At 50.1% G+C, this 11,353-nt stretch carries 13 protein-coding genes and 1 pseudogene; 7 read left to right on the forward strand and 7 right to left on the reverse strand.

Annotated elements, in window-relative coordinates; all coding sequences use genetic code 11:
• Positions 1-279: 279 nt before the first annotated feature.
• Positions 280-804: a GIY-YIG nuclease family protein gene (locus JMJ04_RS48780; protein WP_420799492.1), complete on the reverse strand. Its 525-nt coding sequence runs from the start codon at positions 802-804 to the stop codon at positions 280-282.
• On the opposite strand from JMJ04_RS48780, the pseudogene JMJ04_RS22190 reads away from it, so the two are divergent.
• Positions 786-1,655: pseudogene (locus tag JMJ04_RS22190) on the forward strand (IS5 family transposase). The gene JMJ04_RS48780 and the pseudogene JMJ04_RS22190 sit on opposite strands and share 19 nt — an antisense overlap.
• A 694-nt stretch (positions 1,656-2,349) precedes the next feature.
• On the opposite strand, the gene JMJ04_RS22195 reads toward JMJ04_RS22190, so the two are convergent.
• On the reverse strand, positions 2,350-2,586 hold the full coding sequence (locus JMJ04_RS22195; protein WP_201372662.1) for a helix-turn-helix domain-containing protein: 237 nt from the start codon (positions 2,584-2,586) through the stop codon (positions 2,350-2,352).
• 172 nt (positions 2,587-2,758) lie between these two features.
• Between JMJ04_RS22195 and JMJ04_RS22200 the strand changes: the two genes are divergently transcribed.
• The 6 genes from JMJ04_RS22200 (at position 2,759) to JMJ04_RS22225 (ending at position 7,307) form a co-directional block, all read left to right on the forward strand.
• A complete protein-coding gene (locus JMJ04_RS22200; protein WP_201372663.1) occupies positions 2,759-3,247 on the forward strand; it encodes a hypothetical protein in 489 nt (162 codons plus the stop codon).
• Positions 3,248-3,292: 45 nt separating this feature from the next.
• Positions 3,293-3,619 carry a hypothetical protein gene (locus JMJ04_RS22205; RefSeq protein ID WP_201372664.1) on the forward strand — a complete coding sequence of 109 codons (327 nt, stop codon included), beginning with the start codon at positions 3,293-3,295 and terminating at the stop codon, positions 3,617-3,619.
• A gap of 66 nt (positions 3,620-3,685) precedes the next feature.
• Complete coding sequence (locus JMJ04_RS22210; RefSeq protein WP_201372665.1) at positions 3,686-4,627, forward strand: class I SAM-dependent methyltransferase; 942 nt, start codon at positions 3,686-3,688, stop codon at positions 4,625-4,627.
• Positions 4,624-5,826, forward strand: a complete 1,203-nt coding sequence (locus JMJ04_RS22215; RefSeq protein WP_201372666.1) for a class I SAM-dependent methyltransferase — start codon at positions 4,624-4,626, stop codon at positions 5,824-5,826. The genes JMJ04_RS22210 and JMJ04_RS22215 overlap by 4 nt, the downstream gene beginning before the upstream one ends.
• A gap of 46 nt (positions 5,827-5,872) precedes the next feature.
• A complete protein-coding gene (locus tag JMJ04_RS22220) occupies positions 5,873-6,451 on the forward strand; it encodes a hypothetical protein (protein WP_201372667.1) in 579 nt (192 codons plus the stop codon).
• Positions 6,452-6,539: 88 nt separating this feature from the next.
• Positions 6,540-7,307, forward strand: coding sequence for a winged helix-turn-helix domain-containing protein (locus JMJ04_RS22225; RefSeq protein WP_201372668.1), 768 nt, complete (start codon positions 6,540-6,542; stop codon positions 7,305-7,307).
• Between the two features lie 73 nt (positions 7,308-7,380).
• Here the strand turns inward: JMJ04_RS22225 and JMJ04_RS22230 are convergent, their stop codons facing one another.
• The 5 genes from JMJ04_RS22230 to JMJ04_RS22250 form a co-directional block, all read right to left on the reverse strand.
• The gene (locus tag JMJ04_RS22230) at positions 7,381-7,806 is read right to left on the reverse strand and encodes a protein NO VEIN domain-containing protein (RefSeq protein WP_201372669.1); all 426 of its coding nucleotides are present in this window, start codon (positions 7,804-7,806) and stop codon (positions 7,381-7,383) included.
• Between the two features lie 44 nt (positions 7,807-7,850).
• Positions 7,851-8,309, reverse strand: a complete 459-nt coding sequence (locus tag JMJ04_RS22235; RefSeq protein ID WP_201372670.1) for an EVE domain-containing protein — start codon at positions 8,307-8,309, stop codon at positions 7,851-7,853.
• Positions 8,310-8,396: 87 nt separating this feature from the next.
• A complete protein-coding gene (locus JMJ04_RS22240) occupies positions 8,397-8,873 on the reverse strand; it encodes a DUF6884 domain-containing protein (protein WP_201372671.1) in 477 nt (158 codons plus the stop codon).
• 477 nt (positions 8,874-9,350) lie between these two features.
• Positions 9,351-9,884 carry a GNAT family N-acetyltransferase gene (locus JMJ04_RS22245; RefSeq protein WP_201372672.1) on the reverse strand — a complete coding sequence of 178 codons (534 nt, stop codon included), beginning with the start codon at positions 9,882-9,884 and terminating at the stop codon, positions 9,351-9,353.
• Between the two features lie 566 nt (positions 9,885-10,450).
• A complete protein-coding gene (locus tag JMJ04_RS22250; RefSeq protein WP_201372673.1) occupies positions 10,451-11,176 on the reverse strand; it encodes a hypothetical protein in 726 nt (241 codons plus the stop codon).
• Between the last annotated feature and the right edge of the window lie 177 nt (positions 11,177-11,353).

Raw genomic sequence — 11,353 nt, forward strand, 5'->3', positions numbered from 1 at the left:
ACCTAGCCACTTTGACGACGATGAAGGATTGGCCTGCGCTGATTGTCGTGGATTACGGACTTGCTGTCAAGCATGTGGGTAGCTCCAGAATGATTGCATGAGTGAAGAAGCAGAAACAATGGATGAGTTATAGATCTCCATAGATTACCCGCCTAGATCTGCTGCACATAGTAGTCTCTAAATACTTTTACTAAGTCATCAATATTTACCTTGCTCTCACGATCAACAAGCTGAAAGAAAGCCCTGGCCATTACTGGCTTATATCTCGATAAGTTCCGATTAATGATGATTCATTAACTGAAATCTTGGCATCGTTTGGAATTGAGCATAGTATCCCCCCAGAAGATCGTTTTCAACCTCATGCCGTTGGTAGGAAGGCGTGCCCTCAGGTAATGTTACAAATGAAAAGAGGGGTTGCTGGCATTGCCAATTCTTTTTCGCGTGAGTAGTTAGGCGGCTCCTCAAATTTGCTGTTTCGCCTATATAGAGGAGGCTAGATATATCAGAATCAAAAATTTTGTAGACACCTTGCAATGTTGGAACTTCTCGCAGTGCAGTTTGGGTGAATGATAGAGCTATACTCCACTGTAAACCCATCCAATTACCATCGCTTGGTTTTGCAACAAGTGAATGCACTGGAAAGCTTTTTCCTCCTGCTGGATTCTCAGGATCATCATCAGCTCGGCGGCTCCCTCGAATGTTCTTTCTCCGATCAGTTGATTTAGAGCTTATCCGAAAACCGGTTGGTACAATAAAAAGAAAACCAAGCGAGGTGAAGCAGACATATGGCTCGAACACATCCATGGAAAGTCAGCGATGAGTTGTGGGAACAGATTTGCCCCCTGATTCCTGCTCGCCCTCCTCACCCCAAGGGAGGACGACCAGCCGCCGATGATTGAGAAATGTTTGAAGCCATCGTGTACGTCCTGCGAACGGGCATTCAATGGAACGCTTTGCCCCGTGAAATGGGCGCCAGTTCCACCGTGTATGACCGCTTTCGCCACTGGGAAGCTCAGGGCGTCTTTGCTCGCCTGTGGGAGGCAGGTCTGCACCTCTACGACGAGTTGCAAGGCATTGGCTGGGACTGGCAGAGCCTGGATAGCTCGACCAGTAAAGCTCCTTTTGCCCAAGCCGCTGTCGGACCCGCTCCCACCGATCGCGGCAAGCAGGGAACGAAACGGAGCATCCTCTGTGATCGCCGAGGTCTGCCCTTGGCATTGGTCATTGATGGGGCCAATCGCCATGATATGAAACTGGTCGCTGCGACGTTGGAGTATCACGCGATTGCACGTCCTGAACCCACCATCGAGCATCCCCAACATCTGTGCCTGGATGCTGGCTATGACTATGATGTCATTTACAGTCTGCTTTACGAGGAAGGATATGAGCCGCATGTTCGCCTTAATCGCCATAACCATGCGTGGTATTGGCAAGCGCTTTCGCAACAGGGAGAGACCCAGGAGTCTGCCAATGCTCTGGAAACGACCAAAGTCCCCAGGCGATGGGTGGTCGAGCGCCTCTTCTCCTGGCTCAATCGCTGGCGTCGAATCATCATTCGTTGGGAAAAATTGGATCGCACCTATGATGCCTTCCTGCGTTTGGCCTGTGCTCTCATTTGTTTCCATCATTGTGAACGTCTCTCAGTTTTCGGATAAGCTCTTAGTATAACGTGAATGGAAACGACCATGATTACATCGAGTTGATGAGCCATATTCTAGGCGGTATTGCCAGAGAAGATAAAACTCTAATCCCTCACGACGCTTCCTTGCTTCCTCAGAGTCATCGGCCAAGATAACGGGAGCTGCAGAGCACTCAAAATGAAGGTTTTCAGCGTGTCGCCAGGCCCAGAGTGAAGGAGCTGCCGTATGGGGATCGTTAAATGGCATTTCAGTTCGCATCGTGTTGCGACGCAAACCACCGAGACGTTCTCGCAAATCGCGACCTGTTTCGCCAATGTAGAAAAGTTCCTCAATGCCAATTGCGCGAATGCGATAGACTCCTGGCATTGCGGGAAGTTGTCTAAATGTGAGAGGATCGGAGAATGGCTGCCAAGAAGACCATGATAAGCCACACCAGTTAAGCGTAAGAAATTTCATTAAGCTCCTAATAAACCAAGGAGATAGTTAGTATTCCCAAGCAACCTAGAAATATTCGATAAAAAAGGATTTCTATCCAACTATCAGTACTCCTCGGAGAGTGTGTTGAAATAGACTAATCCCAGTATCTGCTTTCCTGGAGATATACACCAGGTCTTTAGGCTGACAATATGACCGGATCCTTTTTGACTAAAGTGAGAAGCACCAATACAAAGACGCACAAAAACAGTCTTGCAAATTGATTGAATTCAAATTACGCCTCAGAATCCTCTGGACGATCATGAGGTTCACCGTGTATCTCCAAGATGTCAGTCAAAGGGACATCAAGCGCCCAAGCAATCTTTACAACTGTGCTTAAGGAGACGTCTCTTGTTGGATCCTGAAATATTCGCTTCACTGTTTTGAAATCTACATTTGCAGCTCGGGAAAGAGAGGATTGGTTAAATCCCTTCTGCATCGCGATCTCTTTAACTCGCAACCTAATTTCCATGCCTTTTAATATAGCAGTGATTACGCCTTGACAGTATTGGTCTTATTAGGTTATCCTTATTTCATAACCTTATAAGGATACCCTTTAAAGGATAATCGACACTAAATCTTCCTTCTTAAGAGGACAACATCTGAGCGTTCTTTTGACTTCTAAAGCAATAGGATTATGAATAATGCACGACCGGAAGAAAAAGCCAACTTTAGAGCAAATACGGACCCTATTTCCTTTCGACGTACCTGATCTGGCACGAACTGCAAGAGTAGAAACAGGCATTGTCTATCAGGCATTACTCATGCGCCCCATCCATCGCCAGGATGCAGAACAGATCCTTCTTGCGCTCTCCACTCATACAAACCTCACCCTGACCTTGGAGAACGTCGGAATCGTGCTCTGGGAAGAATACTTGACCCTCTGGCTGCTTCGAGCATCAGCCCAGTCGGAAGAATCAGAAGAAGAGCATACAGACGCCTACCATTTCGTCTATGCCCGTGACAAGTTGGAGGCACAGTTCCGTGCTCAGATCTGGCTTGCCCAGCATCTCCACCTTCCCACTCACACGTTCACTCCCTGCCCAAACGGCTTTGAAATCGGGCCACTACGTGTCCCAGGCATTTGCCCGGATGAACTCGTGGATACGGAAACACTTCCATACCCATTTTGACCAAAGTGAGACCTATCGATGTAGGAAGGACCTATTTCTCGCACCATGAGCACTATCCAACTACCTAACGCCACGCGCCCCCTGTTGCTTAATAAGCAGCAGTCTACGTTCAACGGGACCATACACTATTTCCTGGCTCATCACACTAACCGCGCACTCGATATCTGCACCGCTTGCCTTTCCCTTGCTGATTGGAGACTTGTACCTGAACGTCTCCAGCACATAGGGTACATGCGTCTGTACCTCCATCCCACCGCCTTCGCCACCATTGGCAATGATCCTCTGGATAACGCCTCAGGTTCCCTCCTCTCAGAAACTCCTCGCGAGGAAACGTGGGCAGATCATGACTATAAGCAGCATTTGTCAGGTTGACACTCACAGAGATATACGCTTGTCATTTTGTCAGGTTGATAATAGCGAAGAAGAGGAAAAGGAACGATGTTTCACGCTTCCACCCGTATTTATGCAGGAGGACCCGGCCCCCATGGTCCCCTGCTGCTAGATCCACTGGCCTCCGCTGAGCAGGCCCGCGTCATCACGCAGCATCATATGCTCACCTCAGCCCTCAAGGAGCCCTTGCCTGAACTGGAGGAACACAGCTTTGCAGTCTCTTCCTCACCTTCCCTCATTCTGGATCTTGGGTGTGGACCAGGAGGCACCTGGGCCTATGATGTCGCCTTTCACGATCCCTTCTGCCTGGTCTTTGGCGTCTCGGCTCTTGCCCCTTATGTCCGGCAAGCCAATACCTTTCGCCGGATGCAGGAGCAGACCCGTGTCCGCTTTCTCCAGATGGACTTTGCCAGAGAACTCTGTTGTCCTGCCAACTTCTACACCCTCATTAATGGCCGCTTCTTACGCACGTTTCTCGCACAAGACGGCTGGCCACACCTGCTTCAGGAGTGCTTGCGTGTTCTGCGCCCAGGAGGACTCCTTCGTCTCACTGAATGCACGGCCGCAACCTCGAATAGCCCCGCCTGTGAACTGCTGAGCCACTACTGCGAGCAGACCCTTGCCATACGAGCACAATCTCTCCTCGCTCAACACACGGGGAGCACCCAGGAGTCTTCGGCTCTTGCCAGTGCGCCCTTTGAGCACAAACACCTCCTGAAGTTGCTCCATGAGCTTGGCTACTGTGCCATCGAGGAACACAACATCGTGCTTGACTTCTCGGCTGGGACGCTCTATCAGGCCAGTATGCGTACCAATGCGGAATCCTTCTTCTATCAGATTGCCCCGTTGTTGTGTCAGGCCACAGACCTCACCCCGGCGCGGTTTACCGACCTCTTTGAACAGATGCGCGCAGAGATGAGCGCTCCCACCTTCAAGGGCCTCTGGACCCTCTCACGCGTCCATGCCTACAAACCAGGAGGAGCCCAATGAATCACACCCAGAGTATCCCGCTCCGACACGGCCTGCTGCTCTTCTTCGAAGAAGACGTGAACGAGCACCAGGATCGCGCCACACGGCTGCCTATCCTCCTGCCGCAGGTGCAAGAGGAGCCACCTTCTCCAGCGTCCAGAGGAGCGCTTTATCCCTTCTATACCCCTTCCGACCCGCTGGTCCTTGATGAGCAGGTCTTGGTGCCGCCAGTGCATCCTCTGGAATGGCGACGCCGCAGCCAGCAGGCACGCATGCTCATGCAGCATTTTCGCGCCCCCCTTCCCGAGCAACCCGAGGGCTTCCCAATGAAGCGCGTCCTGGACCTGGCCATCGATCCCAATGGCGAGTGGCTGCGACACCTGGCGGCACACGCGCCCGGAACGGAGTGCATCGGTCTCACCTCACAGGAAAGCATTGCCAGGCAATCCTCCTTCTTTGCTGCCGTTCAGGGCTGCCACAATGTCTCTGCTCAGGTCTGGCCGCTCACCCGGCCGCTTCCCTTCCCAGAAAAGAGCATAGACCTCATCAGTGGGCATTTTCTCCATGCGATCCTTCCCGAGTACGCATGGCCACTCTTGCTGGAAGACTGTTTTCGGCTCCTTCGACCAGGTGGAGTGTTACGCCTGCTTGAGTGTGTGCAGGGTGAGAGCACCAGCGCGGCCGCAGGTACCCTGTATGCCACCTACCGGCAGCAAATGAACAAATTGCGCGCGGCGGCCCGTCCATCTGCTCCAGGAACACAGACCATCCGTTTCGCCCGGCCAGAACGGCTCCCAATCCGAATGGAGAGGACAGGCTTTGTCGCCATTGAGCAGCAGGAGAGCCTGCTCGACTTTTCTGCCGGGACGCCTTTTCATGGCACGCTCCTTGAGCAGGCCGATGACTTCTTTCAGCTCCTGGAGCCGATCTGTACAGCACACTCCTGTTCTCGCGAGGCCTACCAGCAGGTCTATCACGAGATGCAATTGGAACTGCTCGAACCGACCTTTCGCGGCTACTGGCACCTCCGCACCACCTGGGGCTACAAGCCATCGAGGGACGTCTCACGACCGATCCCCAGCATACATGTGGAGCAGCCATTCCCGCAGGTCCTTCACACACGCTCTCAGCCATGTTCCCTTTTCATTGAGCAAGAGGGAGCACAGGCACACGAGAGTGAGCAGCGTAGGGAGGCAACGACACCAGTACACACCAATTGATCAGCTGTAAGCAACAGATGCACACCATCACCAAGGAGAAAAGACCATGCAACAGACACACGCGACACAGATAGCGCCATCCTATCACCTGCCTCTTATCGCCATCTGTGAGCAGATGCGGGCGACACACGCAACCCTGTCCCTGACAACCATCCTTCCACCTTCTCTTCCCCTTCCAGGTCAACGAGAAGGCGAGGAGACCATCGCCGAAGTGGCCTTTGAACAGGGGAAGATTATTCACTGCCAGATCTACATCCGCGCGAACGGACGAGTCCTCATGCAGCATCGTGATGCGCTCCATGTGCTGCACACAGCAGGCATGCTTCTCTGGCAGGAGTCTTCATACCAGAACATCCACGTGGCCGATGCCGAGACCACATCGCTGCCCGCCGTAAGCAGCGACACAGAGGAGCCAGATCGTGTTCCCTCTCAGGCAGTTCCCGTTGAGCAGGTGCCTCTGGGTACACTTCCGATTCGTCTCCGCCACGTCTTTTTGCTCAGCAATGGACGCCATACGCCCCGAGATATTGCGTGTATGCTTCACTTGCCACTCGATGAGGTGGAGCGCTTCATTCATATCCTGCACACACGCCACCTCACCATCTGGCAATCGAAAGCATCCTGAGCCAACCCAGTGGATGCACAGGCCCAAACGTCTGTGCATCTCACCCCCACATCGACAGGCCTTACAAAAGGAGTGCAAAGAAGAGATCATGAACACCAGATATTCCCTGGAGAGCGGGCAACAACACCCGCCTCACATCCTCGTGCTGGGGACACAGGAAGAAGCGCGCATGCTCCGACCACGGCTGCGAGGTGGGCAGTTCAAGGTAACCCACCTGGCCCATCTCGGAAGTAGCGCTTCCGCCATGACGGTACGACTGATGCAACACGATGTCTGGCTTGCCTGCTGCATGCATACCCAGCAGGTGCAACAGATTCGCCAGATCACGCCGCGCACGCCTCTGGTGATCTATTCTGAGCGGGAAGAGGAAGCGCACATTGTCAGGATGCTTGATGCCGGCGCCGACGATTATGTCTTCTTTTCCTGCGGAAAACAGGAGCTCCATGCGCGCTTACACGGGCATGCCAGGCGCTATCGCGCATCCCTCTCATCCTCGTGTGATACCTCAAGGCAGACTGGCCCATGCTCGGTGCTGGAAAGCGAGGACACAAAGATTCGCTTATTGTGCGTGGAACGATGTGTCGTCGTTCGTGGGCAGATGCTACGTCTGACACCTATAGAATGTACCTTGCTCCTGACGCTCATGCGCGAAGGGGGGAAGGTCCTCACCCATCAGTCGTTGCTCCACACCGTCTGGGGTACAGGGTATCACGAGGAAGTGGATTACATCCGCGTCTACCTGCATACCCTGCGCCTCAAACTGGAAGACGATCCCAGGCAGCCTACGTATCTCGAAACGATCGCAGGCGTAGGATATCGGTTCCGCCAACCATGCATTCCCATTTTTTCGGGTTGATCCAATGTGGAAGAGTCTACGACACGCCAGGTTATTTGTTCGCATTTGCCATACTCTGAACTATCGTGACGTATCAGTCATATTGGAGAATTCTGTTTATTTTTCCCGTTTTATAGGAGAAGGCGAGGGGTGAGAGCGTCCCTTCGCCAATATTCCAGGGCTCCAGGCGCTGAATTTCGCCACCTTCGAGCTTCAAAGGTGCTGTTGAAGTAACCTGGATATGCGAGAGGATAAAGAGCGCGACATTGGGATAAAAATTTTGCGCATGCGTCACTTCGTTTGCTGTGAGCAAAATTTGTGTTCCGTCCGAGGTCGTTCCTTTGACCTCGACGTGAAGTTCCTTTCCAGTTGCCGAGGTGCAGAGCAAATCATAGGAATGAGTGGCAGAAACATCGAAGATGCTCCGCCCCTGTTCTTCATAAAAGGCCTTTGCGATCTCCATCGTGTACGGTTCGATAGCTCGACGGAGATCGGCATCGAGGACATATCCCTGTCCCAAACGTCTTTTTTCTGCGTATTCTGTGATAGCACGTTCAACGCTGGCTATTTAGGAGTGCTTCCAGGCCACCCTCCGACAATTTCCATAAGCGTGTCCCATTGATCAGCGGTGACGCGAAATACCGATCCACCTGTCGCACGAAACGCAGTCAATTCTTTCAAAATAGGCACATCTGTCCGATCGTCCCACAAGGGCAAAATTGAGGGGACATAGTAGCGCACTTGCACTCGATCTACTTGTTCATTTGCTTTTTGTTGATCTACCCAATACTGCCACCCATTACGGGCTTTTGCAGGTATGGGATCTGTCAACACTTCGGCTAGTGCGACAATTCCTCTGTGCTGATCCTTCCCTTTGGCTTTCCAGATGATGGCCCGATCGCCAGCTCGAACTTTACTCCTTTTAGTAGTCCAGCTATCTTCCTCCTGTTGAATAGCTTTTTCAATATTGTATATTTTTGGATTGGCAAGAAAAGCCCAATACTTTTGCTGTCGTCCTTGCATAGAAAGCCACTCCTATAAATAAATTTACTTCCTGGTACTTTCTCAGGAATTGTAGTGTTTTCTGAGGCATGTCTGTAATGAACTCCATTAATCAATGGGTATTTTTCTATTCACCTCATGCTGCTCTTCTATCCATTGTTTTGTCTGGCGTAATCTCATACCTATCTCCCCCGCCGCCTCTTGAACAATACCAGTGCGGCGAGCCTGATCAATCTCGGAGGATAACGCAATGCTCTGCATATATATGCTGCCCAGATTCAGAAAAATCTGATTATAGTTCCTCTCTTGTAAAAGCACATCCAGATTGCTGCTGACCTCTTTTTGCAATTCTACGGCACGGTCCCTGGTCATCTTCTGTTCGTACATCTCAATGGGCGTGTCTTCAGAAATAAGCCCATACTTAGCGGAAATGATAAGGATATCCGTTTCCGCTGGCCAATATCCTTCTCTCCTAGCTTTTTTAATACTTTTATACACGCCACCGATATAGCGCTCTATCGCGGGAAGCATTCCAGAGGTAGGATTCTTGCTACCGGAGCAGCTAATCAACATCAATCGCTTCATACAATCACCTGGCAACGCACAAATATTTTTACAATCAAACAAGTAGATTGTATTGCAGTTGCGAGTAAAAGAAAAGGGAATTCCGGCGTTCGGGCTGTTCAGAGCATAAACTCTTCCGCACGAAAGCATTGTTCTTGTTGAGATAACACAAAAACGTACCTACTGCAGAATCAAGAAACTTCCTGTGTACAACGTCCAAGAAGCTCACAGTCTGTGGTTTGACAATCTCTTTGTCCTGATCGGAACGTTTATGGGTCAATGACCGGCCGGACAGCTTATGAGTCAAAATAGCAAAGTAGTTCACTGGCCTGAGAAGCCACTTGAAGCAGCAGAGCTACAGCCACTCATTCGTGAGGGAATCATGGTTCTCCGTCCTTTAGGGGGAACCGATGAGCTTGATAGAGCCAATGCCCACCTTTGGAATACAATGTGAATGGAGATAATGCTTGTACTGCGTGGTTATTATCCAAGCACACATTATTCTTCAAACTCGCGTGCCAATATATCCATGTAAATCACGTCTATGTACTTTCCGTCTTTGAATACCCACTCGCGCCGTCGTCCTGTTTCCCGTAAACCCGCCTTTTTGAAAGAAGCGATGCCCGCATAATTGTCAGCATGGACGGAAAGCATGATGTTGTTAAGATTCATTGTATTGAATCCATAGCCAAGTATTAACCGAATGGCTTCAGTACCATACCCTTTGCCTTGCTCCTCCTCGCCTATAAAAATGCCAATGAAAGCGTTACGGTTTAGGTGGTTGATGTCATGTAGGCTGATGCTACCAATCAATACATCACCGTCAAGGAGCACTATAGCATAACGATGTACCCCATTTGCAGGCTCAAAAAGCCATTTCAAATCATTTTTCGATGATACGACCGATGAATACTGAGCGTATGTTTTGGCTACTGCCTTATCGTTCAGCCATTTTATGTACTTCTCTGCATCATCGGTATTTATAGGTGAGAGATATAAACGATTACCAGTAATTTTTTTATAATATTTCATTTGCTCAACCTCCTCAAAAAATACATGTTCTACGCTCACCTTGTCGCCCAAAGGCGAACAAATTATAATGAGCATATTTTATTCTGGCTGTTTTTATTCTTACCAAGTCAACGAATGATAAGCTTTTTTTCTTCCTCCCTTTATCTCATTTCACCCGCAAGACAGAGACCCGGAATCATTTAGTCACGTGCCCTTGCTCGACTACAAACCGTCTTTTTGCCACTTTGAACTATATCCCGTCCGGTTTGAACCAATTACTGTCCTCGTAGTCCATGCAGAGACGAATAAAATAGCTCATCTCTGCATGAATGGACCAATGGACACGAACTCTGTCAAAAATGGTGCCACAGTCACGGATATGCGTCAAAAACTGAACTATACCGATTTTCGGCACGGTTCTCGACTGGCTTGACAAGCCAACTACTGGATAGCTTATGCGTCACTGGCAAGGACAAATCGGTTGTCAAATCACACAGTCACAGTGGTTGCAATCCCGTCGCCTGACCTCTTGAGCCATCAAATGCTGAGTGGGTTCAGCAATGGCATGCTCGCTACAAGAGAAGCGTTTATTGATCTAAAGTTCCTCCAGAATATCCTTCGAGGAAATCAGCACCAAAATGGCGGCTGAGGACTGCTCTGATAGAGGCGCTAAGATGGCCGGTTCCTCCATCCCACCCTATTCGGACACAATAACATGTTGGACGGTAGTGTCTGTGGCTCCATGTACCATCATACTGCTCTCCTACATCTTCCCGAGCCTCGACCATCTCCTCCAAATTCCCCAGGTCGCTATACTCATCCTCTCCTTCGTAATCTATTGGGATCCTCTGGGGTTCGCGGAATACAAATACTTTTGCTCTCACGCGTATGCCAGACCACTGGTGCTCCTCTATATTGTTTTTAAAGCCAGATTGATAGAGTGCCGCGATATCCTTATTCCCAAAATTGAGATTGTCGAAGCGGAAACAAAGGTTGGATTCCCCAGAGGGAATGTTATCAATGGCTTCGCGCAAGGTAGCTTCATCATTACAATAGAAGAGGAGGTCCGCCTGGCCCTCTTGATCCAATGCACCACTCACTGGTTTGGGAAGTCCAGGCCTATATTCCATGGAGTCCAGATACATACATGATTGATATGATTGATGATCAAAATGTTCTTGAGGTTGCAGGATCAGGCATGGGAACATGACAATGTTACTTTCCACGAGGTCGTGACAGAAGGAGAAGAGTTGTTCCCTTGTTGGAACGAGTAACTGCCTTGGCATGGCAGTTACGTCAAAATAATCGGTCATATTTCTCACATTCTTTTTAGAATTTCAGGTGTTATTATCAGTAATCTGGGCGAAAAGGCAAGTAGGTAAACAGTCGACTATCCTGCACAAAAGGCAACTTGTACCTGCATTCGTCACCAAAAAAACACACGATATAGGCGTAAGAGCCCTTCATGACCAAGGCATCTACATATTGCC

The sequence above is a fragment of the Ktedonobacter robiniae genome (genome assembly GCF_016587375.1).
GTDB classification, from domain to species: Bacteria; Chloroflexota; Ktedonobacteria; order Ktedonobacterales; family Ktedonobacteraceae; genus Ktedonobacter; species Ktedonobacter robiniae.

Bases quoted from the DNA above. Each gene is read 5' to 3' on its own strand.
- JMJ04_RS48780 (WP_420799492.1), bottom strand. From the start codon at position 804: ATGGATGTGTTCGAGCCATATGTCTGCTTCACCTCGCTTGGTTTTCTT.
- JMJ04_RS22195 (WP_201372662.1), bottom strand. From the start codon at position 2,586: ATGGAAATTAGGTTGCGAGTTAAAGAGATCGCGATGCAGAAGGGATTT.
- JMJ04_RS22200 (WP_201372663.1), top strand. From the start codon at position 2,759: ATGCACGACCGGAAGAAAAAGCCAACTTTAGAGCAAATACGGACCCTA.
- JMJ04_RS22205 (WP_201372664.1), top strand. From the start codon at position 3,293: ATGAGCACTATCCAACTACCTAACGCCACGCGCCCCCTGTTGCTTAAT.
- JMJ04_RS22210 (WP_201372665.1), top strand. From the start codon at position 3,686: ATGTTTCACGCTTCCACCCGTATTTATGCAGGAGGACCCGGCCCCCAT.
- JMJ04_RS22215 (WP_201372666.1), top strand. From the start codon at position 4,624: ATGAATCACACCCAGAGTATCCCGCTCCGACACGGCCTGCTGCTCTTC.
- JMJ04_RS22220 (WP_201372667.1), top strand. From the start codon at position 5,873: ATGCAACAGACACACGCGACACAGATAGCGCCATCCTATCACCTGCCT.
- JMJ04_RS22225 (WP_201372668.1), top strand. From the start codon at position 6,540: ATGAACACCAGATATTCCCTGGAGAGCGGGCAACAACACCCGCCTCAC.
- JMJ04_RS22235 (WP_201372670.1), bottom strand. From the start codon at position 8,309: ATGCAAGGACGACAGCAAAAGTATTGGGCTTTTCTTGCCAATCCAAAA.
- JMJ04_RS22240 (WP_201372671.1), bottom strand. From the start codon at position 8,873: ATGAAGCGATTGATGTTGATTAGCTGCTCCGGTAGCAAGAATCCTACC.
- JMJ04_RS22245 (WP_201372672.1), bottom strand. From the start codon at position 9,884: ATGAAATATTATAAAAAAATTACTGGTAATCGTTTATATCTCTCACCT.
- JMJ04_RS22250 (WP_201372673.1), bottom strand. From the start codon at position 11,176: ATGACCGATTATTTTGACGTAACTGCCATGCCAAGGCAGTTACTCGTT.